Here is a 25,915-nt window from a genome sequence, read left to right as displayed (position 1 = left end):
TTTGTCCATTGAAAAACATTTTTAACTTTTCTACGCTCTGTCTAGTGGTATGGAGTACGTTGAGCCACGCACAAACACCCCCTTCTTGGCTCCGCTATCCTAGCATTTCTCCCGATGGGAAAACCATTGTTTTTACCTACAAAGGGGACATTTGGAAAGTCCCTGCTTCGGGTGGGACAGCAATCCCCCTCACCCTTCACGAAGCCCACGACTACATGCCCGTCTGGTCGCACGACGGAAAACGGATTGCGTTTGCCTCCGACCGCCACGGCAACTTCGATGTATTCACCATTCCTGTAGAAGGTGGGGAAGCCAAGCGCATTACGTTCCATTCTGCCAATGAACTTCCTTATGATTTTAGCCCCGATAATCAAAACGTGATTTTCGGAAGTGCTCGGCAAGATTTGGCCACCAACCGTCAGTACCCTGCGGGCTACATGACCGAATTGTACAGTGTTTCAATAAACGGAGGCCGCGTAAAACAACTCCTGACCACTCCCGCTGAAGACGTCAAGTACAGTCGCGACGGCAGCAAGTTTGTCTATCATGACCGCAAAGGTGGGGAAAACAGTTGGCGTAAGCACCACACGTCTGCCATCGCAAGAGACCTTTGGGTGTATGACACCAAAACCCAGAAACATACCAAAATCACCAATTTCGCGGGCGAAGACCGTAATGCCGTTTGGAGCGATGACAAAACGCTCTTTTACCTAAGCGAAGCCAATGGTTCGTTTAATATTCACAAACTTTCTTTGGACAATACGGCTCAGTCCCAAGCCATTACTTCGTTCAAAAAACACCCTGTGCGTTTTTTAAGCCGTGCTAACGACGGAGTACTTTGCTTTGGATTTAATGGCGACATTTTTACACTTAACCCCACCCCTAGCCCCTCCTCTGTTGAGGGAGGGGGAGTTCCTAAGAAGGTCAACATTATTATTGCAGCCGATACTCGCGCCAACAACGACCGCGTACTTTCGGTTAATGGTGGGGTGAGCAGCATGGCCGTTTCACCCAATGGAAAAGAAGTCGCTTACATTTTTCGCGGCGAAGTGTTTGTCAGTTCAGTGGAAGGCGGTATCACCAAACGCATCACCAACAGCGCGGGCCAAGAGCGGAGCGTAAGTTTTTCACCCGATGGAAAAGCCTTGGTGTATTCATCGGAGCGGGGCAACCGTTGGAAAATCTTCGAGACGCGCATTAGTCGCAAAGAAGAACCGTACTTCTATGCTTCGACTTTATTGAAAGAAAGCGAACTCATTGCGAATGAGAAAGAAAATTACCTACCAAAGTATTCTCCCGACGGCAAAGAAGTCGCCTTTGTTGAAGACCGCGCGACGCTCAAAATTCTAACGTTGGCCACCAAACAAACCCGTACAATTCTGACCAACCAAGACTTGTTTTCGTGGGGCGACCACGACCAGTATTTTCAATGGAGCCCCGACGGAAAATGGTTTTTGTTTGATTACAAAATCCCCAACCTTCGCGAAGGTGAAGTGGGTCTTATTTCTACCGACGGCAAAGGTAAAATCACCAACCTTACCCAAAGTGGTTTTGAAGACGAAAGTCCAAAGTGGGTACAAGGTGGAAAAGCTATGTTGTGGTTTAGCAACCGCGAAGGTTTAAAAAGCCTTTCACAGGGTGGTAATTCTCAATCAGACGTTTATGCGATGTTTTTCACCCAAGCCGCTTTCGACAAGTTTAAATTGAGCAAAGAAGAGGCTGCTTTGGCCAAAGAAGTAGAAGAAAAAGCAGCAAAAGCCGATACGACCAAAAAGAAAGATGCCAAGAAAGATTCGACGGTGGTGATTGACCTCGACGGGCTAGAATTGCGCAAAGCCCGTTTGACCATTCATTCATCCAACTTATCGGATGCCCTTATCAACAAAGACGGCGATATGCTTTATTATCTTTCGCGCTTTGAAAAAGGTTATAACCTGTGGAGCACTAACCTACGCACCCGCGAAACCAAACAGCTCGTGGCACTTAATGCCAACGGCGGTGGCAGCATGGTGTGGGACAAAGAGCAGAAATCTATTTTCTTGAACTCCGACGGGCGAATTTCTAAAATTGACCCTACTTCTGGTAAACAAGAAAGCATTGGCATCAGCGGCGAAATGAACCTCGACGTAGCGGCCGAACGGGCGTTTATGTTTGAGCACGTATGGCGCCGTACCAAAACTACCTTTTACACGGCTACTTTCCACGGCGTTGATTGGGATAGCTACAAACCCGATTACGAAAAACACCTTCCTCATATCGGGAATAACTATGAGTTCTCGGAATTGCTTTCAGAGTTATTGGGAGAACTTAACGTCTCACACTCAGGCGCTTCGTATTTTGGAGGAGGAACTGCGGGAGCCGATGCTACGGCTGCGTTGGGTGTTTTTTACGACCAAAATTTTACAGGCACGGGAATGCGCGTAGAAGAAGTAATAAAAGACGGTCCACTTGACAAAGCAGGCTTAAACATCAAAGCAGGAACCATCATCGAAGCCATCGACGGCGAAACCCTTACCCCCGACCGTGACTATGCGCAGTTTTTGAATCGTAAGTCGGGCAAAAATGTTTTACTGACCTTGCTTGAAGGTACAGCACGTCGTGAAGTAGTGGTAAAACCCATTTCGGTGGGTGAGGAAAGCCAATTGTTGTACAAACGCTGGGTACGCCGCAATCAAGATGAAGTAGAAAAACAGAGCAACGGAACACTGGGATACATTCACATTCCTGGCATGGCCGATGGCCCTTTCCGCGTTACGTACGACGAAGTAATGGGTAAATATGCGCTCAAAAAAGGCATTGTCGTCGATACCCGCAACAACGGCGGCGGCGATTTGGTATCGGATTTAGCGACCTTCTTTTCGGGTAAAACGTATATGTACAACTCCACCGACAAACGTGTCATTTATTCGGAACCAAGCTATCGTTGGAGTAAAGCGAGTATTTCGTTGGCCAACGAAGCCAACTATTCCGACGGCCACTGTTATGCCCACATGACACAAGCGGCTTCACTCAATAAGCTCGTCGGGATGCCCGTACCAGGCACTTGTACGTTTGCAGGTTGGGAAACATTGCAAGACCCAAGCATTCGTTGGGGCGTGCCACCCGTGGGAGTGAAAAGCATGGCGGGTACGTACCTAGAAAACGCCCAAACCGAACCCAACATCAAGGTTTCTAACGAGTACGACGTAGTAGGCAAAGGCAAAGACCAGCAGCTAGAACGTGCCGTAGAAGAATTGGTGAAAGAGGTGAAGTAGAAAAATTATTTTCAAGAACCCTGTTACCATACCTAATTAAGTACCGTCAACAGGGTTCTTGAACAATAAGAATTACAATATGACAGTAGAGGAATATGCTACGGTTTATTTACAACAAGAGATTCAATTGGTAAAAAATAAACCAGAGCCTTTACTTACAAATTTTGAGAAAGCAATTATTTACAAATATTCTGACACTGGATACGAAGATGTAAATGAACTACTGCGGTTAAATCAAGGCCAGAACTTACCACTGTTTGCTCAACTTCTTAATGAGTGTTTGTCAAAATTGCCAGATTATGAGGGAGTTGTTTACAGAGGAGAAGATTTATCAAAAATGCAGGCAGAAATATACATCAGCGCATTTGCGAACGGTCAGGTCATAACCAAAAGGCAGTTTTTTTCATCAAGCAGGAGTAAACAGATTGCGAATATGTTTGGTAAAACGTCGGTAAAAATTTACAGTAAGACGGGTAAAATGATTGAACATATTGCTAACTTTGGGATAAACGACTCTCAAAATGAACGTGAAGTACTTTTTCGGTGTAACACCTCTTTTGAAGTTGTTGATATTTTGCAAGACGAACGTGGTAACTTGTTAAATGTAGTACTTTACGAAATTTGATTATGGCTGTACTTGCCCACAAACCTAAGGAAGAAAAGCCTGATTTGTTTTCTCATACTCTCTTAGAATCGCTGCGTATTTCTTACCAAGAAAGTTACGATGAAGCCGACATGCGTATTAATAGAGAGATTCTTATTGATTTTATGAATGATGTAAAACAAAAGTTGAGAGACAAACATTTATCAAAACATACGAAGGCTCGTTTGATTAATCTGTTAGATCAGCTTCAAGATTTCTTCGAAGCCCAAACCTCAAATTCATCCCTTCCTACAGCGGAAGCAACTGTCAACAACGAAAACGAGTTAACAACTACTCCCGAGTGGCGTTTACACAAAAAATTTCAATCTTCGCTCGAAACAAAGCTAGTCTCCAATACGCCCTCCCAATAGATTTGGTAACTTTACGGTTTCGTTTTGCGTTACCAATTCATGGAGAACAATCAGCCTATTTTAACAGACATCGAACTCACAGGCCACGACCGTATTGAGGTTATGGGGGCCCGAGAACACAATTTAAAAAATATCGACGTCACCATTCCCCGCAATAAACTCGTGGTGGTGACGGGTATCAGCGGCAGTGGTAAATCGTCCCTTGCTTTTGATACCATTTATGCCGAAGGCCAACGTCGCTACATGGAGAGCTTTTCGGCCTACGCTCGTGGTTTTCTGGGCGACATGGAGCGCCCCGACGTGGACAAAATCGAAGGGCTCAGTCCTGTCATCAGCATTGAACAAAAAACTACCTCGCGCAATCCCCGTTCTACGGTCGGGACAGTAACCGAAATCTACGACTTTTTGCGGCTTTTGTACGCCCGAGCAGGCGATGCTTACAGCTACGCCACGGGGCGGCCGATGATTAAGCAGTCGCAAGACCAAATCATCGACCAAATTCTCAGTCAGTTTGAGAATCAAAAGTCTATTCTACTCGCCCCCGTTGTCAAAGGACGGAAAGGGCACTACCGCGAATTGTTTGTCCAAATTGCTAAACTAGGCTACACCAAAGTGCGGGTGGACGGCGAAGTGCAAGAGATTACGCCCAAAATGCAACTCGATCGGTACAAAATTCACGACATCGAAATTGTTATTGATCGGTTGATTCCATCAGCTGAAGACCGTTTTCGCCTTAGCCAATCGGTAGGGACTACCCTCAAGCAAGGTAAAGGTGTAATGATGCTTTTGGATGCCAAAAACCAAGTGCATTATTTCTCCCAAAACCTCATGGACCCTGAGTCGGGAATCAGTTATGACGACCCTGCGCCCAACAGTTTTTCTTTCAACTCCCCTTACGGCTGGTGCCCTACTTGCCAAGGACTGGGGGTGATTGAGGAAATTACGGAAGAAAGTATTTTACCCGATAAAACCCTCAGCCTCAGCAAGGGCGCTATTGCTCCCATCGGCGAGTACCGTGATTTGTGGATATTCAAACAACTTGAAGTATTACTCAAACCTTACAAGGTAAACCTCAATACCCCGATTGAAAAGTATCCCCCCGAGGCCATTGACATTATGCTCAACGGCACCGACGAGCCTGTACCCGTACCTTCCAAAAAGTACGAAGGTACCGAATGGAACACCAAATACGAGGGTATTATTCCTTTTTTGCGCCGTCAGCAAGAAAACGGAACGGAGAAAATTCAGGAATGGCTCAAGGATTTTATGCACATCAATACCTGCCCCGATTGCAAAGGAGCCCGCTTGAAAAAAGAAGCGCTTTGGTTTAAAATTGGGGATAAAAATATTGCCGAACTAGCCGAAGCTGATATTAGCGAATTGAGCCGCTGGATCAACGACGGACTGGAAGACCGTATCACCGAACGTCAGCGGTTGATTGGCCGTGAAGTGCTCAAGGAAATTCGCAAGCGAGTTGGCTTTCTATTGGACGTGGGCTTGGATTATTTAACGCTCAACCGTCCTTTGAAAACCCTTTCGGGTGGGGAAGCGCAACGCATTCGTCTGGCCACTCAAATCGGGACGCAGCTTACGGGTGTGCTTTACATCATGGACGAACCCAGTATTGGATTGCACCAACGCGACAACGTTCGTCTGATTGATTCGCTAAAAAAACTACGGGATTTGGGCAACACCGTCCTCGTCGTCGAACACGACAAAGACATGATGCTCGAATCAGATTACATCCTCGACATCGGCCCTGGCGCGGGTCGCCACGGCGGGCAAGTGGTAGGACACGGAACTCCCGCTGAGTTTCTTGAGAACGGCTCCCTTACTTCCGACTTTTTGAGTGGCCGCCGCGCCATCGAAATTCCTAAAAAACGTCGCGCAGGAAACGGTAATGCCATTGTGTTGAAAGGCGCAACGGGGCATAACCTCAAAAATGTAACGCTCAAACTTCCGCTTGGCAAAATGGTGAGTGTAACGGGCGTAAGTGGCAGTGGTAAATCTTCCCTCATTCACGAGACGTTGTTCCCCATTCTCAACCGCCATTTTTACAATTCAAAACGCGAGCCTCTTCCCTTTAAAAACATCGAAGGATTGGAGCATATCGACAAAGTAATTGAGGTGGATCAATCGCCGATTGGACGTACACCGCGTTCCAATCCTGCTACGTACACCAACTTATTTTCCGAAATCCGTACGTTGTTTGCCGAGCTTCCCGAAGCCAAAATTCGCGGCTACAAACCTGGGCGTTTTTCGTTCAACGTAAAAGGCGGGCGTTGTGAGGATTGCGAAGGTGCGGGAATGAAAAAAATCGAAATGGAGTTTTTGCCCGACGTTTATGTCGATTGTGATACGTGCAAAGGAAAACGCTTTAATCGTGAAACCTTGGAAGTACGCTACAAAGGCAAATCCGTGGCCGATGTCCTCGACATGACAGTAGAACAAGCGCTAGAGTTTTTTGAAAGTATCCCCAAAATCCACCGTAAAGTACAGACCCTCAACGACGTGGGCTTAGGCTACATTACACTTGGCCAACACGCTACTACCCTTTCGGGTGGCGAAGCGCAACGTGTAAAGCTGGCCGAAGAACTTTCTAAAAAAGATACGGGAAAAACGCTCTATATTTTGGACGAACCTACGACGGGGCTTCATTTTCAGGACATTAAACATTTACTTCATGTCTTAGACAAACTCGCCGACAAGGGAAACACGGTACTGATTATTGAGCACAACTTGGACGTCATCAAGGTATCAGACCACGTCATCGACCTTGGCCCAGAAGGCGGCAATGGCGGTGGGCGCATCATCGGCGAAGGCACTCCAGAGCAAGTAGCGAAGGTAAAGGAAAGCTTTACAGGGAAGTTTTTGAAAATGGAGTTATCGTAGCCTCAGCGAGGCTAAATCTTAGTAGAAAAAGGCAAATAAAGATACAATTCATTTTTTTCTACTAAGATTTAGCTCCCCTGGAGCAACGAATAAGGCTCTATTTTTTTAACCTATAGATACATAGACGTATCTCCTATTTCCCCTTCCCCAACCCATCAATCCACTGTTCAATGAGCGCTACGCCTTCTTTGTGGATGCTCACTCGGCCAATTTCAGGCATCATTACGCCTGGATGTACGGAGTTCATACGGTACGTCAAAATCGACTCTTTTCCTTTTCCTGGGTTGATGTCAAATCGGTACGGCCCTGCTCCCATTCCTGCTGCGACGGGCGATTTCATCACGCCCCAATGAAACGGGTCTTTTTCTTCAACGTTCAGGTAAAGCCCTGAGGTAGAAGCGGGACCATTGGCGTGGTGGCAATGCCCACAGTTGACATCCAAGTACGACCGAGCACGCTCACCGAGTGATGCCTTCGCATCGTTCATGCTTACCAACGGCACTACTTTCGCAATGTCTTCGGCTTTGGCCTTCAGGTAACCCACTTTTTGCCAACGTGTCAACTGATTTTCTTTCCCGTCTTGGTACGCGAGCTCGTGGTTCAACTGCTTGATTTTTGGCCCAATAGGCATAAAAACATCCTTCCGATTGTGGCAGCTTTTGCACTGATTTTTGTTAGGAATGGCGTAATTGATTTGATGCGCTTGCCCTGCTTCGTCTTTCCAGCTTACGGGAATCGTTTCGCCCGTAATTTTGTAATCAGCCTCGGTTTGGGCATCGTTCCAACGATACGGATAGGCTTTCCAAGTTCCTTGATCTTTTACCAAAAGGCGAGTTTCTAAAATTCGTCGCTCGCCCGTTGGTTTAGAGAAATCATGTGGATAGTAAAAGTTTTTGACCAAAATCGTTTTATCGGGAAAATCGAGGGGCTCGTTGGGTTGGTTGACATCAAACGTCGCCGACGTTCCTTCTGGCATCCACACAAAGCGTTTTTTGAAGGCATAATCGGTAAATAATGTCGCTATGGGCTCGTATTCGAGCACGTTGTCGTTGGGAGTCAATTGTTTTAGCTCGCCCTTGTAAAATCCGTAGTCTGACAGTTTTTTCAAGGGAAATTCGCTAAAATTTAATTGAGAAGGGTGCGCCGTTGCTTGGTTTTGCACCCTACAACTACTGTACAACCAACTTAGGGTTATTGCTACCAGCGCTAGCCAGAGGGGTTTTGATTTGAACATAGTTTAAAGTATTAATCTCAAACCTATAAGGTTTTAAAAATCTTATAGGTTTAGGTTTCGAGAACCTTATAGGCTTAGGTTCTTCACATCCGTTTTCACCTCTACATTACACGCCGCAAACGGCTTGACATCGTTAAAGACCTCAATCTCAGTCACTGCCCCACTGGCAGGAATTAAGAAGCGCGAAAACCGAAAATCCTTTTGATTTTCCTTGATACAAATATTCATGGGGTTTTGCTCCGCCGATTTTCCCTTTTTCTCGTCGATGATTCCGTCATAAATCACATCCTGCGACTTAAAACACTTCGCCGCCACCAATTTCCCCATTTCTTTGGTCAAGTCAGGCACCCCGAATGTTCGCTCAAACGTATTGTCATGCACCGACACGTTGGTGGTAAATGGTGACCAACCTGGGTGATTCGGAATGGGCAATTCGGTAATGTGATAGCTCGCAATCGCAATCGAGTACGTCTTATGGTTCAAGATTTTGTTGTTAAAAATCTCTACCTCATTTCCCGCCAACACAATAATCCCACTCCCAGGAGGAATCATCGTAACGGCATTGCCATTTTGACCGTTGCTTACTTCGGCAAAGTTCTCATGGTTGTTTTCTTTGAGCGTGTTGTTATATACTTTCGTACGCGACCCAAAGGCTTTGGGTAAACCTGGCAAATTGAAAATCAAAATTCCTCCTGTGTTGTTTTCGGCGAGGTTGTTATACACTTCGGCATTGTCCGAATTTTCAATCTCAATGCCTGCTACATTTTCAAACACGTAGTTGTCGCGTACAATGATATTTTCGGACTGCCCTACGTAAATCCCCGCATCGCGCGAGTGCGAAACCTCGCATTTTTCTACCAGTACATTTTTGCATTGAACGGGATAAATGCCGTAAGTACCGTTTTTGGAGTTTTTATCGTTGGTCCAAGTCGTGTTGACCCCACGAAAAGTAATGCTGTTGCAATGTTGCGTTTTGATGCAATCCCCAGGGGCATCCATCACCGTAAAATCTTGAAGCGTAATCCCATCGCCCGCTATTTTCATCCCTTCACCGCCCGTTTTGATATTTTTAAACGACATCACGGTGTTGTACATTCCTGCCCCTTTGATGGTCACCTTATTAACTTTATCTAAAATCAATTGGGTATTCATTTCGTAAAACCCTTCAGGAATTTCAATGGTCTCGCCTTCTTTTGCTTCAATAAACTTCGCAACCAACGCCTCCATTTGTTCGGGCGTAGCTTTTGGCAAAGAAGCAATGTCTAACTTACTTTTTTGGGTTTCTTGGGAGCCACAGGCAGTAAGTAAAGCTACGACCATAGCAGCTCCAACGAGGGTTTTTAAGAAGTTCATGGTACAGGCAATGGGTTTAGTGGTTGTGTGACAAAAATAGAGTGTTATAGGGAGACTGTTCCTTGACATTTGTCAAAAAATCGTAATTATTTGCCCGTGTAGCATAAAGTCAGAGACTTTGTACCGATTTCGTCCCGACATTATGTCGGGACGAGCTTGTGAACTTGACCCAAATTATCATTTGGGTCACAATGGCACTACGTCTCTGACGCAAAACATAAAACCTAAGCAACTAAAAATCAATAATTTGCTCGTTTAGCACGGATTCGACTCAAAGTTTCACCGCTGATTCCTAAGAAAGAAGCAATCATGGATAATGGTACCCGTTGTAGGATTTGTGGTTTTTGCGCCATTAAGTTGTGGTAACGTTCGGCCGCATTTTGGGTTTGAAGTTCTTGGATATACGAATCACTATTCATCAAATAATGTTCCGCAATGATGCGCCCCAAACGCTCAATCTCGTGAAATCGGTCGTAAAGCTGATATAATCCCTCGCGACTCAGCTGAATTACGTTGGTAGGTTCTATCGCCTGAAGGGCAGTATGACTAGGCTGTTTGGCTATGAAACTTGGCAAAGACACCGCGATGTCGTTTTCAATCCCAAACCACACCACCACCTCTTCCGCTTGGTTGTTGAGGTAATATTCTCGCACACACCCTTTGGCAATAAAAGAAATGACATCGTTGACCCCGTTTAGCGGCACAATATGCTCACGCTTAGCGTATTGCCGTACTTGCAATGCGTCCAATAATGCCGTTTTCGCTTCCGACGACAAAGGAATAAAACCTTCTAAGTAAGTAATAAAGTCTTGTCTCGATTCCATCGCAAGAGCCCTCAGTTTCAGCATTCAATTTATTTTAACCACTAAGAACACTATGTATTTGTACAAAGCTCACAAAGAAAGTTTCATACCTTTTATACGGACAAGAATCGACTACCAACGACACACAAGCCCCTAAAAATCAATTTGATAACTCAACACTGGGACAAATCCGTTTCCAGCGCGGCGGGCTTCGAGGGTATTGGTCGCGACGTTGTAGCTGGTGCTGGTGTAATTGATATAATTAGTCACATTCTGGACATCGAGTGAAAGCACCGTTGCGTACTTTTTGCGGTTGGAACGGTACGACACCCGACCGTCAACGCGGAAATATGCAGGTGCTTGGGCAGCATAATCAGCGCCTGCGAGCGGGACAAAACGCTTGGCTTTAGCCGAGGCCGCCGCGTCAATCGGAGTATAACGGTACCCGCCGTTGTACATCGAACGAGCGCCTAGTTGAAATACCGAACCATTTTTAAACGTAAACTCTCGCCCAAAAGTCAACGCAGTGCTAAATCGGTCGTTGAAGGCCGAATTGTACGTTTTACCGTCGGCGGTTTGGTACGTTGAGTTAAACAATGAACCTGTGATAAGCAAATAGTATTTTTTCGAGAAAAACCGCTCGACCGACACATCGATACCGTAGTTTTTCCCTTTTCCTTTCGCCACCGTTGTAAATTCAGGAAAGCCATCCGCGCCATTAAGCATCCAATACGCCGAACTTGCGGTAGGCTCTACGAGTACTTTTCGCAATAATTGTAAATATACTTCGGTCGACAACTTCCATAAGCTCGGAGTGACGTAATTATAGCTTAAAATCAGGTGATGTGAACGCGGAAAAGCTGCATTTTTATTGGGATAAGATTCCACAATTTTACCCGCAATGGTGTCTTTTTTGAGGTAAAAATAGGTACTCATCGGCAACAATTGACTGTGAAGGCCATAAGCCAAACTCACCGTATGGGCTTTGGGCGAACGGTACTGAAACGATAAACGTGGCTCCAGCGAAGTTGTATTATTTAAGGTCAAAAACATCGAATGAAGCCCCGCATTCATCACCAATCGGTCGGTAAGGTTACGGACAATTTGGGCGTAGGCTTGTACCGTTTGGGTCGTTCCTTTCCCATTCACCGACTGCTGACGCCCAGCATTGATAACATTAATATCGGTCACGGAAGCGCGCGGAGCGGTTTCTTTGAAGAATGAAAATTTGATATAATTGGCAATAAGCCCTGCCTTTAGGCGCGTTTTGGCATCAAATTTATAATTATAAGCGGCAGTGGCTGCTAGCCGAAACTCATCGTACTGCTGGGTATCGTACCGAAAGCGTACATTCTGCAAATTGAGCGTATCTGAGTTGCGTTTAATGCCGCTTCCAATCACCGCCACGACGTATTTTATCGACGATTTTTCGCTGAGATTGGCCGTGTGGGTCACGCCCAACGCCCCCATGTTGGCAGGTCGGACGCGGTCTTCCCAGTTATCAGCTTTGCCAGCTACTCGTTTTTCGGCAGGTTCTACGGGCATATAGTGTTCTTCACTCAGTCCCCCTAATCCAAATACCGTGGTCGTACGTTTGCCATTTTTGCTGTGAAAAGCCAAGTTGAACGATAAATCTTGAAACAGGTTCGTGACGCGTTCGCCCACCAAATAAAAACCCATCTGACTCAGCAGCCCCAACGTCGAATAACGGTAGTTGACCAAGTACGACGAACGGCCTTTTTTAATCGCTCCCTCGGTTGAAAAATCCAACCCCAATACCCCAACTTTAGCCCGATATTCTCGTTTTTGTTGGTTTCCTTCTCGAAAACGAATGTCAAAAGCCCCCGATAACGCATTCCCGTATTCGGCGGGCATTCCTCCCGTAAAAAAATCGGAGCGGCCGAGCAACTGAGCACTGAATACCGAAATTCCTCCCCCTCCCGAACCTGGCTGGGCAAAGTGATTGGGATTGGGAATGTCGATTCCCTCCAAACGCCACAAAATACCAAAGGGAGAGTTGCCCCGTACGATGATTTTGTTTTCGTTTTCATCGCGTCCCGCTTTTACACCTGGGTACGCCAACGCCATCCGCCCTGGGTCGTTGACCGACGCAGGAATCCGCTCGGTTTCTTCGACCGTAAACGAACGCGCACTGACATACGCGAGGTCGTTGACAGGCCGACTGAGGTTTTGGGATGATACGACTTTTACCTCTTGTAAGTTGTAGAGGTTTTCTTTCAATTCAACGTTCAACACAACTTCCCGCACAGAGTTCAGGATAAATTCCTCTGTCGTATAGTCTTCGTATCCCACCATTGAGCACTTTACGGACGTCCGTCCGATACGCACGTTGGACAATACAAATTCTCCCAGCGCATTGGTCTGAGTACCTTGCGTTGTCCCAACCACTACGACCGACACGCCGACCATCGGCTGTCGATTGACACGGTCAATCACGTGCCCGCGTATGGTCTGCGTCTTAGTTTGTGCCAATACACTTAAACAGCTGCTCACTAGGAGCAAACAAGTCAGGGAAAGGTATTTTCGCATAGGACGTAGGGGGATAAGTAGCTTTGACCTCCCCTCCCGAAAGTTTGAACTTTCGGGAGGGGAAAATCTTATTTCTTCGCTTGTTTTTCGCCTTTTACCGAACGCAGGTACTTGACCAAATCAAGCACTTCCTGCTCGGTGAGGTTGTCGAATAAACCGACGGGCATCAGTGAGGTTGGCATGACTTCCCGCGACTGAATCGCGGATTTATTGACCACTACGGCGTCTTGCCCCACAATCCGCATCGTCAGCTGACGTTCGTTTTCGGCGATAACGTTGCCTGAGTAGGTTCGTCCGTCGCGGGTAGTGACGACCACGAGTTTGTAGTCGTCCTGAATTTCACCGCTTGGGTTCAACACATTAAACAACAGGTAATCAAGACTGGCGCGGTTGGAGCCTGTCAAATCGGGGCCGATGTTACCGCCTTTGCCGTACATTTTGTGGCAACTACCGCACGTTCGCTGAAAAACAACCTCTCCTTTCACTGGGTTAGCAGTTGCCACGGCTTTTTCGGTAATCATTCGCTGGTATTTGGCGTACGATTTTTCCAGCGATGGCTCTTGTTCGATAGGCCCCCACACCTCAATAAAACCACTTCCGACTACCCGCAGCAATTGACGCGCAGCATACGGGGGCACATCCCGCTTAGGGATGGTCTGATTTTTAAGGGCTTGCGTCAACTGCCAGCCGTATTTAGGTCGCGACGACAGGGTTTGAATGGCCTGTTGTTTTTCCGAAACATTGAAGTCTTTATAATTCGTAATCAGCAACTTAGCCAGCGGTTCTTTGTCATAATCAGCGATGGCCCGAATCACATCTAAACGCAGTTTTGGTTCGTTGAGCAAGGCGGGAATTTCGGCCACCAGTTCCTCGCGCTTGCGAACAGCAATGGCCTGTAACGCCTGCTGCCGCTGTACCAACGGCGCATTTTTGTTTTTGAGCGTCACCATCGACTTTTGCGTGGCTTCAGTATCGCCAAAACGTTGGGCAATCTGCAAGGCCAATTGCGCCATTTCTCCGCCGCTTTGTTTCAGTTTCGCATACAAAGCAGCCCAGTTAGCGGGCGCTTTCAGGTCAAACCTACCTTCTAAACCGTCGCGCATCCCTTCTAACATGCTGATGACGTTTGGCTTGCCTTTACCTTTGTCAACGTTGATTAACGCTCCGACTACGCTCTCGGGTGAGTTGGCGTCAATCAACCGACGGGCAATGTATTTCGAAACCAACGGTACCTGTGCTTGTTCCGCAATTGCCAACGCGCGTTGTGGGTTGGTTTTCACCAAAGGTTCCAGTCCAAACCAAATCATTTTGGGCAAATTATGGTCTTCCGAATCCTCCCCGTGTTTGGCCAACTGCTCCGCTATTTTCCACGCCGTTTCGGTGTCCACTCGCTGCATGGCCGATGCCAAATACAGCCGCACGACGGGCGAAGAGTCATCTTTGGCCATTTTTGCAAATGCGCTCAATGCCGCCGCGTTCGGAGCTTTATCTTCGCACAACAACTGAATTGCCCACGCCCGAACGTATTCGTCCTTGTCGGCCAGTGATGCCTGCAAATCATTGACCGACAAACGGTTGGTTACGTGCAATGCCCACATTGCTTTCAGGCGAATATCGGCATTAGCGTGTTCCCGATAAATTGTCTGGAGTTCCGTTACCGCATCGGCGGCAATCAACCCCTTCACTGCTCTCGCCTGCAAAATCACCCGTGCGCGGCGGGCGTGCCAATCGCTCGGACTGGTTTGTAAGGCTGCTAGTTGTTTATCCGAGAGTTTTGACAAATCGTCGTAGCGTCCGTCCCAGTTTTTAGCCAGTGATTCTTTGGGCATAATTCGGAAAATCCGTCCCGTTTCGCCGTTGACAACTTCTTTTCCACAAATATCGGCATCGTGCCAATCGAGCACGTACAAACCGCCGTCGGGGCCTACTTCCATGCTGAATCCCACCCATTGGGCATTGTTGGCCATCAACAATTCGTCGCCGTGTTTGGCCACAAATCCAGAACCCCGAGGCTCAAGTACGTCCGAAAGGACAGCGTGTTCGTGGATGTTAGCCATAAAAATCCGCCCTTTGTGCTCCTCAGGAAACGCGTCCGACTGATACACCCGCGCCCCACCGTGCGCCGAACGGTGGCTATGGTCGGCGATGGTTCGTATATCGCTGTAGATGTAAGGGTTAAAGTGCTGTCCCCCTTGACGGTGGTAAATTCCGCCCAGAATGATGTGCCACATGTGCGGAATAACGCAGGCGCTGATAAACAGCTGACCTTTAGCATTGTAGTCTATTCCCCACGGGTTGCTGAATCCATGCGCCACCACTTCAAACTTGTCTTTTGTCGGGTGATAGCGCCACACGCCACCGTTGATATCCACCCCTTCGCCTTGCAGAATATCTTCGGGGAACGGGTCTTTGTGGCGGTACAGTTTTCCTTTTCCCGTCGGTTTACGCACTTTCGACGGCGTTGCAAAACCCTGACAACCGTACAACCAGCCATCAGGCCCCCAATGCAGGCTGTTCAGCGTTTCGTGGCGGTCACGAATTCCCCAGCCCGTCAGGCGTACTTCAATATCGTTCATGTCGGCCACGTCGTCGTGGTTACGATCAGGTACAAAGAGCAAGTTTGGTGGAGCGCCCAGATATAACCCGTCGAAACCCACCGCCATGGCCGCAGGAAAGGCGATGCCTTCCAGAAACACTTTTTTGGTATCAGCTACGCCGTCGTGGTTGGTATCTTCCAGAATCAGAATACGGCTGTTTCCAGCATTTGAAAAACCGCTTCCCCGCGATTCATAATCACGGTTTTCGGCAATCCAGAGCCGCCCCCGATCATCCCAGCAAAACGCCATCGGTTGCGTCATCATCGGTTCCGACGCCCACGTATTTACCTTAAATCCTTCCTTGAGGGTCATGTTGGCAACGGCTTCTTCGGGCGTCAGAAACTTTGCATCCCGTCCTTCCTGTTGCGCAATTCCCCACAACGAGTACATCATTTCCTGTCCGCTGTAATCGCTCCACGTGTTGTTCATTTTCACATCTTTGAGCTCACCCGTATAAATCACCAATTGGTGTTTAATGACCTCTACCTTGCCTTTCGGAATCTGCCAGTCGCTCAGGCGCGCTTTGGCAGGGCCAATCCCCAACTGCCCGTCCACCCGCCAATGCTGCGGGAAGCCCTTGTTTTCGGGATGGTCGAGCACCGCAATGTGTGCCAGATCGGAACGACCTTCTATTTGCATTCCCACATCAACCCAGCCCGCGCGCTGCCCTTCGGCCTTCTCATTTTTCTGACGCGCGGCATTGACTACTTCTCCTTTGATACCTTGCTTCCACGGCATCCGTACAAACAATCCGCCGTAGTCGTACTTACCGATGGTCACGTCGGTTTGGGCTTCTCCCGCCCATTCCAAATCCAGCAAATAGCGACCATCCTGCTCCCGCATCACCCACGTCTGGGTTTCGGTCAGTACGGCATTGCCTTTGTCGTCGAGCAGGTCATAGACCGTTTCCCATTTCACTTCTGTTCCCTGCGCTTTGATGACCTTGGCCGAAACTTTACGCCAATAATCGCCTTCGGGATGATGGAAATAATCGCGGCCGTTGACCCGCGTAAAGCCCCAGTAAATTCCAGTTTGGTGTTTGTGATGACCCGGACTGTACTCCGTTAGAATCCCTTTCCCGTCGGGGGCGATAATCGGATGTAGATAAGGGCGATGGTCGGGTTTTACATTTTGTACCAAAATCGACTGCTTTATACCTAAACGAGCCACCGAAATGGTCGAGTTTTTTGAGTCGTAAACAGCATGTAACACCGACTTTTTTGGCGGAGTTTTCAGCTGTTGTTTTTCCTTTGGAACGAATGCCATTCCTATTAACAAACATAAAATAAATCCCAAAAACGCAGATAATCTCTTCATATCTATTGAATTAAGTCTATTTATTCTTAAAAGCATTCAAATACAAAATGTTCCTTCTACAAATCATTGTTATTTTCAAACAATTGATTTAATATAACGCTACTTTTTAGGTGGCTCAAAAATGAGACATATACCAAAGTCAAGACGTAACCCATAAAATACCACTTTAACAAAGTAGAAATTATTGACCTCAACACTACTCTAATCCATCATGCTGCTATTCTCTACCCGAAAAGTTATTACAACTTTACTCTTGCTCGTTATTGCCTATTCTACCGTCATTGCCCAACAACTCACGGGGCGCGTGTATGAAAATCAAACAGGGAAACCCCTCATTGGAGCCCAGGTTACAGTCGAAGGACTTGATGTCTCAGCCCCCACAAGGCGCGACGGAAGGTACAGTATCCCCGTCAGCCGAGGTGAGTATTTTGTCCGAGTTACAATGCCAGGCTACGTCACCTACCGCACCCTTATTCGTTTTGGCGTTGTTGATTATCAACTCAACATCTCCATGCGCGTTTCGAGTGACCTGACGCAGGAAGAAACCGAGGTCGGCACGCGCGACGCCAATACCCGCACGTACACGGACACCCCCGTGGCCATCGACAACCTCAAAATTGAGCAGTTTGCCGATGCTTTTGGACAGTTGGATTTGAGCCAACTACTCCATTTTGTACTCCCTTCCTTCAACTCCAACCGCCAGTCGGGTTCGGATGGTGCCGACCACGTTGACCCGTCGGTTTTGCGGGGGCTTGGACAAGACCAAGTCTTGGTACTTATCAATGGTAAACGTAAGCACCAAGCTTCGCTTATTTACTTGTTTGGAACCACAGGCCGTGGAAATACTCCTACCGACCTCAACACCATTCCAGTAGCGGCGATTGACCGCGTCGAAATATTACGCGATGGCGCCAGTGCCCAGTACGGTTCAGATGCCATTGCAGGCGTTATTAACATTGTACTGAAATCTAGCACCAATGGACTAAAAGTCAATACCAACCACAGCATTACCGACCAAGGAGACGGCTTTTCTCAAAACTACAGTTTGCACTACGGGAAAGTACTTAAAAACGACGGTTTTTTTGATGTAACCGCCGATTATATAGGCCGAGGGCGTTTGTATCGGCCTTCGAGCAGTGCCTATAATGAAGTACCTCGTGCTAAGTTTGGCGATGCCAAAGTGAACAGTTATAGTGTGTATTTTAACACTGAAGCGCCTTTTAACCGTCAGAAAAAACTATTTTTCTATGCTTTTGGTGGGGTACAGTCACGCAGTACGGATGCTAATTCTTGGACATATGAGGCCGACAACGAACGAAACATCAAAGCAATTTATCCCAATGGTTTTGAACCCCGTATTTTGTCACAAATTTGGGATGGAACGCTTTCGGTAGGCGTCAAAACCAAAACCAATAATGCTTGGAACTTTGACATCAACAATACTTTTGGCCAAAACCAAATGCACTATACCGTTGCCAATACCCTCAACGCGTCGTTGGGAGCCAATTCCCCTCGGTCGTTTGATGCAGGTGGCTTTGGGTTATTGCAAAACGTGACAGGAGCGCACCTGACGCGCAAATTTCGGAATGGCCTGCGTACGACCCACGTAGCATTGGGCACAGAATTACGGGTTGAAGACTATTACGTGTTTGCAGGTGAAGAAGCTTCTTGGAAAAAATACCCCAACGCCGCCGATTTGCCTGGCGGCGCTCAGACATTCCCAGGCTATCGACCCGACAACGAAGTGAATGCTGTCCGTACCAATTTTGGTGCTTATGCCGACCTAGAAACCGACCTTACGCGCTCGCTATTAGCCACTTTTGCGACTCGTTTTGAGCGGTATAGCGATTTTGGAAATGCCCTCAATGCCAAAGTTTCATTTCGACTGAAAGTAAATGAAACCTTCGCCCTCAGAGGGTCAGCCAGTACGGGATTCCGCGCGCCTTCGTTGGCCCAGTCGCATTTTAGCTCTATTTTCAACGACGTTGTGGATGGAGTCTCATTTGAAAAAGTACTGGCTGCCAACAATAGCTCCATTACGCGCGCCCTTGGAGTCAAGCCACTCAAGCAAGAAACCGCCATCAACGCCAGTGCAGGTGCTGTTTTTAAGCCCAATACCAACTTTAGCCTAACCGTGGACGGTTATTATGTGTCGGTCAAAAACCGTATTTTATTGACAGGAGATTTTAGCGAAGACGACCCCGATCTTGCCAAATACCTCAAACCTTTGGACGTAAAATCGGCCTTATTTTTCACCAACGCCTTGAGTACACAAAGTTATGGGGTGGACATTGTAGGAACGGCTTTTTCAGAAATTGGTGAAAAAGGAAAACTCGAAACGATGTTTTCCATGAATTATAACCACCTGTCTTTGGGAAAAATCAACACAACGGCGTCTTTGGCAGGCAAAGAAGACTACTATTTTTCGGAACGTGATCAGTCTTACGTTTTATACGCTGCGCCAAAATATAAATTCAATTTAACTTTTGCCCTTCAACAACCCAAGTTTAATGCAAACCTTCGTTTTATTGGTTTTTCCAAAATTGACATCAAAAGCCACGGCCAAGACGACCAAGGAAATTACATCTCAAACATCTACAACGCCCGTATTATTTCTGATGCCTCCGTCGGATTTTTGCTCAAAAAAGGTACTCGGTTAATCCTCGGTTGCTCCAACCTACTTGGCACTTATACCAACAACCACAACCCCAACGAAAGCGAAACGGGAGGCATGTACGAATCTGTACAAATGGGCTACGTGGGTCGCTCTTTCTTTGGTAAACTTCGTTTTAATTTCTAATTCTGCGCAATCACTTAATCACGTAGATGCGCAAAGAAGCAAAATGAAATCACTTTGTTTCTTTGCGCATCTGCGTGTGAAACAACGCAACATACTCCGCCACTAAAACCCAACAGTGCGCTTCACACTCCCAACGCATTTGCACCAGTGGCGAATTGGCCCAGCGGTAAAGCCACGGGTGTTCGTAGGCCGTCAATAAACCCGCAATAAAAAAGTAAAACCCTTCAAAGTCAGCCTTCGTCAAGGTTGATATATCACGACTCACAGTTATCCCCGCTGTCACGCCTAAGCGCATTAATGATGTTTTTAGCACAATTTCGTCCAAAATCGGTTGTTTTTGAGTCAACAACTGCTGCGTATCTGCAATCAATTTTGCCCGAATGGGTTCCAACGCTGGAATGGTAAAAGCGCCCATGAGCCGAGCTACGTGATAAATAATCGGAACCGTTCTTGGATATTCGTGCGCACAGCGAAAAGGTGCTTCTAGGTAGCGATTGGTCTCAATCACTGACCGAATATAGGTCAAACTATCGTCGTCGTGTCGATTGAGCGGAAGTTGGTATTCATAAATACAATACATCAAATTGGCCAAGACACAAGCGTCAAATTCGATGTACATATTTTTGCCAAACCAAGTGGAATACGCCCGTAAATTTCGATAGTCGGGGTAGGTATTCTTTACTTGTAGCTTCGTCAGGTTTGCGTGCAAAATTAGCTTTTCTTTAAGCCACAACACTTCCTCATCAGTAGGCGATGAAGTCAGATAAATCATGGCTGTATCGTCCACGTCATCGGGAATCCGAAAATGTTCGAATCGGCGAAATAAATAGCCATTTGGAAAATGATTGGACGGCCGTGTTTTCCAAAAATTATACGTTTTGAGACCATCTTTGTTTTGAAAAAGCGGGTACGTTTCTAAAGCTTTTTTTTCAATTACCTCTACCTGTTGTTGGGCTTTCTTGGGCAGCGTTGACTTTATTTTTTGTAGTGTAAACACAACAACGGCCGTAAAAAACACCGTCGTATCTTGCCTTACGTACCCAATCGCGCGGTTGACGCGCTGGGCGGGAAAAAGCCCTTCATCAAAACAACCTTCCCCTTTCGACTGCAAAGCTGCAATTTTTCCGATGATTCTCTCCAGTAGTTCTGCGCTAGTTAAATCCATGTACGAATATCGCAAAATCTTTTTCATCAAAAACACTGGCACCAAATCGCAACTGTAAATCAGCGATTTAAAAGTTTGGCACGGAGTTTGATAGACCCTAATCAAGTAACCTTAATCCATACAATAAAATGAAAAAAGTATATACATCGGTTGTTGCTATGCTCATCGCTGGTATGAGTTTTGGCCAACAAACTTTTATTTTATCACACATCGACCACCGTGGTTTTATCAATCTTTCGGGCGGGATAAGTATGCCAGTCAAATCGCTTATGAAGGGCGACCCCACGGCTCCTTCGGACGTTTCGGCCCTGCGTGGTACTTCGATGCAAATCACAGGAGGTTATCGTCTTACGCGCCGTTTGGGGGTGGTAGGTTCATTTACCAATTGTTTAAATGAATCAAGTACCCAAAAGTTAGTACAAAATATCCAAACAAGTCACTCTGGCGGAAGTTGGAGTGTTTCGGGAGGTACTTGGAACTGCTCGCACTTTATGGTAGGCCCTTACCTGACGTTATCCAAAGGACTTTTGATGTTCGATGCCCGCGTCACAGGTGGTTATTCTTGGATTGAGCGTCCATCGACAGAGCTCAAAGGGCAGTTTTATGATGTGCCTTTGACCATCAAAACCTCTCAAACCAAAAGCGGTTCATTTTCTGTGGGTGCTGGCAGCAGCATTCGTGTGAAAGTAACCCGCAATTTTGCCCTCGCCGTCCATGCCGACTACATCAGCACACGTGCGTCGTACAACAACCTCACCAGCACCCTCACCATCGGTGAAGATAAGGTAGATGACAAAATCAGAGAAGTACACCCAATAGGTTTATTGAGCTTTGGAGGAGGTTTAAGTTTACTCTTCTAACTCAATACCTTACAAATAAAAACGCTTCCCCAACTCTGCAAAGAGTTTGGGGAAGCGTCAACAAAATCAGTTATCTTCTTTAGCTTTTTCTCTTCAACACGATACCCGCCAACGGTGGAATCGTAATCAACATCGACTGCTCCCGCCCATGCCACTTGGTAGGCTCGGCCTCAATCGGCGTGGTATTGCTCACGCCACTACCAAAATACGTAGTCGAATCGCTGTTAAACACTTCTTCCCAACTACCCGCCGCAGGAACACCTATGCGGTATTGATACTGTGGCGTTGGCGTCATGTTGAGCACAACCACTATCGTATCGCTTGGATTAATGCCTTTGCGCATATAAATCACAATCGAGTTGTCGCGGTCTTGGGCATCGATCCACTCAAACCCTTCGGGTGAGAAGTTATAATCGTGTAAAGCTGGCTGACTACGCAGTGTTTGGTTGAGTGCCTTCATACAGGCTTTCATCCCTTGGTGCGAACCATGGTTGAGCAAATGCCAGTCGAGCGACTGCTGGAAATTCCATTCGCGTTCTTGTCCAAACTCCCCACCCATGAATACTAGCTTCGTTCCAGGGTGCGTGTACATGTACGTAAACAACAAACGGAGGTTGGCAAAACGTTGCCAATCATCACCTGGCATTTTTCCAATCAGCGAGCCCTTTCCATACACCACTTCATCGTGCGAAAGTGGCAACATAAAGTTTTCGGAGAAGGCATAGACCAAACTAAAGGTGATTTGGTCTTGGTGCCAACGACGATACATTGGGTCTTTTTCGAAATACTTCAAGGTGTCGTTCATCCAGCCCATCATCCACTTCATTCCAAATCCCAAGCCGCCCAAATACACGGGACGAGAAACTCCAGGGAATGCCGTCGATTCTTCGGCAATGGTTTGAACATCAGGAAATTCTTTGTAAACCGCTTCGTTCATTTCGCGCAAGAGCGAAATCGCTTCTAGGTTTTCACGACCTCCAAATTCGTTGGGAATCCATTCGCCGTGTTTGCGTGAGTAGTCGAGGTACAGCATCGACGCCACAGCATCTACCCGCAAACCATCGGCGTGGTAGCGTTCCAACCAGAACAAAGCATTAGAAATCAAAAACGAGCGCACTTCGTTGCGGCCATAGTTAAAGATGTAGCTTTTCCAGTCGGGGTGATAGCCTTTGCGTGGGTCGGCGTGTTCGTAGAGGTGTGTTCCGTCAAAATTGTACAAGCCGTACGCATCGCCAGGGAAGTGAGAAGGCACCCAGTCCATCAACACCCCAACGCCCGCTTCGTGAAGTTTTTCAATCAGGTACATCAAATCTTGCGGCGCTCCCATGCGCGACGCACACGAGAAATAGCCTGTGATTTGATACCCCCACGATGGCGGATAGGGCGCTTCCATGATGGGCATAAACTCTACGTGCGTGAAGCCCATTTCCTTGACGTAAGGCACCATTGCGTCGGCAATCTCGCGATAATTAAGGAAACGCTCTGGATCAGCGGGGTCACGCATCCACGAGCCCAAATGCACTTCATAGACCGACATTGGTGCATTGAGGGCATTATTCTTGCGACGGTCGCGCATCCAGGCTTCGTCTTGCCATTCGTACCACGTATCCCAAACCACCGAGGCCGTCTTGGGTGCAACTTCGCACCACAAAGCAAACGGATCCGCTTTTTCGAGGTCTTGGCCGTGGTTATTGGAGTGAATAAAGTATTTGTAAACTTCGCCACGACCAATATTGGGGATAAACCCTTCCCAAATACCCGAGCCATCCCAGCGAGCGCTTAGTGGATGGCTTCCACGGTTCCAGCCGTTAAAATTTCCAATCACCGAGACGAAACGCGCATTGGGTGCCCATACTGCAAAGTAAGTACCAATGATACCTTTGAACTCGACGACGTGCGAACCGAGTTTTTCGTACAGTTTGTAGTGCTTTCCTGATTTAAAAAGGTAAATATCAAATTCGGAAAACAGGGAATATTCTTCAACATTTTTCAACTCCACGGCTATTTCGGCAGTTTCTGCTGCTTCTATAACGGGTTCGGCTTTCTTGCGCGTTTTTTTAGGGACAGAGGGTTCGGCTACAACTTCTTTTTTTGTTTTGGTTGATTTTGCCATAATATTGAGCTTAGAGTTGGTTCACTATAGGTTATATGCCGCAAAATAGATTTTTTCGAGCCATAATTGTACTATTAAGTTTAAAAAATCTTTTTCACATTAAAATACTCACCCTACATCTTTAACGGGCTACCTACACAAATGGATTTTTTTGACATCAATAACATCTTTTTTGAGGCATTAGGCTACCAAATGAGCCACCTCGAATTTTGGGCAACAATCACTGGTGGCGTGGCGGTTTGGCTTTCAGCCCGTGAAAATGTGTGGAGCTGGATCATTGGCTTGGTCAACGTCGTACTGGCTTTTGTGTTGTTTTATCAGATACAATTATATCCCGATATGTTTTTGCAGGTGTTCTTTTTCATTACCAACCTCATCGGATGGTGGCAATGGAAATACCCGCAGGCAGCAGAAGCTAACCTCAAAAACGAACTTAGGATTAGTAAATTATCGGTTCAACAATGGCTTTTCTTGGGCGTCGGTGGGCTTATTTGTACAGCACTCTTAGGCACTTTTGCCAAAAACTTGCACGGATTACTTCCTACCTTATTTAGTCAGCCCAGCGCGTTTCCTTACATGGATTCTTTCACTACGGTGATGAGCATTGTCGCTACTTTTATGCTCATTCGCAAAAAAATTGAAGCATGGTACGTGTGGCTTTTGGTCGATGCCATTTCTACCTACATGTATTCCCTCAAAGACGTGAAGCTGTATGCTTTGCTTTACTTTATTTTCTGTTTTATCGCCGCTTTTGGGGCTTACAACTGGACAAAGGAATACCGAAATTATTCCAAATAGAGCCAATAATTACTGAGAAATTTTTTGGGCAATCGCCACCGCAAAATCTATCGCTTGGTGCATGGGAGCTTCGTCCACATGGTCAATGGTATCTTCTGGGCGGCGAATATTAGGCATGGTTCCCTCGGCGTCTAAGGCCGAGAGCGTCATGCAAGGAATCCCTGCTCTGACAAACCAAGCGGAGTCAAAATCAGCCGTATGCCAGTCGCCTACGGCTATTTCTTTAAATTGGGGCTGGGTTTCAATCAATGCCAGTGCCGCTTTTGTTAGGTCATTGTTGTATTCAATCAACGACAAACTGCCTGTTTTTGTAATGATATTCAACTGGCCGTTACCCAAGGTATCGAAGTTGATAAGGTAATTTTGGCGGCTTTTATCAAACTTTTTCTGAAAGTAATGATAGGCTCCTATCATGCCTGCCTCTTCGGCATTGGTAAGTACGACTTCTATCTCAGTATCTTTCAGTAACGCCTTCAACTTCTCCGCAGTTGCCAACGCAGCCACCACACCCGTGGCATTGTCACTCGCACCGTTGGTAAACCCTTTTTGCCAAAACCCTACCGTTCCCAAAATGGCTTGCCCCAGAAAATAAGTAACTAACAACACCCGAATCACCAATAGATACTGGTTTTGGGGCAAATGATAACTTAACCCTACAACCGAAACCGACAATGCCATCAAAATCATAGTTGCCCGAATGGAATTACGAAAGCCATCTTTGGTTTGGCGTCGGTACAAAAAAGAGACAGGAGCAGAGTCGAAATGTGCCATCAAAATCACTTTTTGGCCATTGGCTTTTTTTCCATAACGCCCAATCACGTTCTCGGCACGCACCAAAGGCGGGGCGTATAGCAACCAAGAGGGCCGCCAATCGAAGTAGAGAACTCCATTAACCGCAGCGATAGCCACCAAAAGCACTGAAACTATTCCCCACCACTGTACACTCAACAGCCCAATCGCCAAAACCCCAATCAACCAATAAATAATAGGAACGTAAGTCGCTGGGGTTTGAAATGCTTGTTTTTCAACGGTAAAGCCGTTTTTGTGAAGGATTTCGGCAATGAGGGTCGCCGTTTTTGTGTTTGAGCTACTTCCAACACCACGGTGCGAAAAAGCAGTGAGCTGTCTTAAAAGTGAGGATGTTTGTAAAGCCATTCGTACTGGG

At 46.8% G+C, this 25,915-nt stretch carries 15 protein-coding genes; 7 read left to right on the top strand and 8 right to left on the bottom strand.

All coding sequences use genetic code 11. From position 1 onward, the window contains the following. Positions 1-8 precede the first annotated feature (8 nt). The 4 genes from K339_RS0112795 (at position 9) to uvrA (ending at position 7,160) form a co-directional block, all read left to right on the top strand. The gene (locus K339_RS0112795) at positions 9-3,254 is read left to right on the top strand and encodes a S41 family peptidase (RefSeq protein ID WP_028523933.1); all 3,246 of its coding nucleotides are present in this window, start codon (positions 9-11) and stop codon (positions 3,252-3,254) included. Between the two features lie 79 nt (positions 3,255-3,333). After that, complete coding sequence (locus K339_RS0112790) at positions 3,334-3,879, top strand: ADP-ribosyltransferase (RefSeq protein WP_028523932.1); 546 nt, start codon at positions 3,334-3,336, stop codon at positions 3,877-3,879. Between the two features lie 2 nt (positions 3,880-3,881). Further along, entirely contained in the window at positions 3,882-4,268 is a 387-nt protein-coding gene (locus K339_RS0112785) for a hypothetical protein (protein ID WP_028523931.1), read from the top strand. A gap of 39 nt (positions 4,269-4,307) precedes the next feature. Further along, entirely contained in the window at positions 4,308-7,160 is a 2,853-nt protein-coding gene (uvrA, locus tag K339_RS0112780; protein ID WP_028523930.1) for an excinuclease ABC subunit UvrA, read from the top strand. Between the two features lie 133 nt (positions 7,161-7,293). On the opposite strand, the gene K339_RS0112775 is transcribed toward uvrA, so the two are convergent. The 5 genes from K339_RS0112775 to K339_RS0112755 all read right to left on the bottom strand — a co-directional run bounded on the left by K339_RS0112775 (position 7,294) and on the right by K339_RS0112755 (position 17,014). Next, entirely contained in the window at positions 7,294-8,394 is a 1,101-nt protein-coding gene (locus tag K339_RS0112775) for an SO2930 family diheme c-type cytochrome (RefSeq protein WP_028523929.1), read from the bottom strand. 66 nt (positions 8,395-8,460) lie between these two features. Then, positions 8,461-9,747 carry a parallel beta-helix domain-containing protein gene (locus K339_RS33570; protein WP_037300267.1) on the bottom strand — a complete coding sequence of 429 codons (1,287 nt, stop codon included), beginning with the start codon at positions 9,745-9,747 and terminating at the stop codon, positions 8,461-8,463. A 239-nt stretch (positions 9,748-9,986) separates the two neighbouring features. Next, positions 9,987-10,571 carry a Crp/Fnr family transcriptional regulator gene (locus tag K339_RS0112765; RefSeq protein WP_051397987.1) on the bottom strand — a complete coding sequence of 195 codons (585 nt, stop codon included), beginning with the start codon at positions 10,569-10,571 and terminating at the stop codon, positions 9,987-9,989. A 132-nt stretch (positions 10,572-10,703) separates the two neighbouring features. Beyond that, the gene (locus K339_RS0112760; protein ID WP_028523927.1) at positions 10,704-13,100 is read right to left on the bottom strand and encodes a TonB-dependent receptor; all 2,397 of its coding nucleotides are present in this window, start codon (positions 13,098-13,100) and stop codon (positions 10,704-10,706) included. A 68-nt stretch (positions 13,101-13,168) separates the two neighbouring features. Continuing rightward, a complete protein-coding gene (locus K339_RS0112755) occupies positions 13,169-17,014 on the bottom strand; it encodes a PVC-type heme-binding CxxCH protein (protein ID WP_037300264.1) in 3,846 nt (1,281 codons plus the stop codon). Positions 17,015-17,225: 211 nt separating this feature from the next. Between K339_RS0112755 and K339_RS0112750 the strand changes: the two genes are divergently transcribed. After that, positions 17,226-19,814 (top strand): TonB-dependent receptor, encoded by a 2,589-nt coding sequence (locus tag K339_RS0112750; RefSeq protein ID WP_037300261.1) that lies wholly within the window; start codon positions 17,226-17,228, stop codon positions 19,812-19,814. Between the two features lie 49 nt (positions 19,815-19,863). On the opposite strand, the gene K339_RS0112745 is transcribed toward K339_RS0112750, so the two are convergent. Then, complete coding sequence (locus K339_RS0112745) at positions 19,864-21,006, bottom strand: hypothetical protein (RefSeq protein ID WP_229598736.1); 1,143 nt, start codon at positions 21,004-21,006, stop codon at positions 19,864-19,866. A 101-nt stretch (positions 21,007-21,107) separates the two neighbouring features. Between K339_RS0112745 and K339_RS0112740 the strand changes: the two genes are divergently transcribed. After that, complete coding sequence (locus K339_RS0112740) at positions 21,108-21,839, top strand: hypothetical protein (RefSeq protein ID WP_028523923.1); 732 nt, start codon at positions 21,108-21,110, stop codon at positions 21,837-21,839. Between the two features lie 79 nt (positions 21,840-21,918). Here K339_RS0112740 and glgB read toward each other — a convergent pair whose 3' ends face one another. Further along, positions 21,919-23,952: a 1,4-alpha-glucan branching protein GlgB gene (gene glgB, locus K339_RS0112735; protein WP_028523922.1), complete on the bottom strand. Its 2,034-nt coding sequence runs from the start codon at positions 23,950-23,952 to the stop codon at positions 21,919-21,921. 141 nt (positions 23,953-24,093) lie between these two features. Between glgB and pnuC the strand changes: the two genes are divergently transcribed. Further along, positions 24,094-24,750 (top strand): nicotinamide riboside transporter PnuC, encoded by a 657-nt coding sequence (gene pnuC / locus K339_RS0112730; protein ID WP_028523921.1) that lies wholly within the window; start codon positions 24,094-24,096, stop codon positions 24,748-24,750. A 9-nt stretch (positions 24,751-24,759) separates the two neighbouring features. Here the strand turns inward: pnuC and K339_RS0112725 are convergent, their stop codons facing one another. Then, positions 24,760-25,905, bottom strand: a complete 1,146-nt coding sequence (locus K339_RS0112725; protein ID WP_028523920.1) for a M28 family metallopeptidase — start codon at positions 25,903-25,905, stop codon at positions 24,760-24,762. Between the last annotated feature and the right edge of the window lie 10 nt (positions 25,906-25,915).

Origin of the sequence: Runella limosa DSM 17973, assembly GCF_000482465.1 — a bacterium.
Taxonomy (GTDB): Bacteria; Bacteroidota; Bacteroidia; order Cytophagales; family Spirosomataceae; genus Runella; species Runella limosa.
Note: the sequence above shows the minus strand (reverse complement) of the source record. Positions and strands in the feature narration are given on the sequence as shown.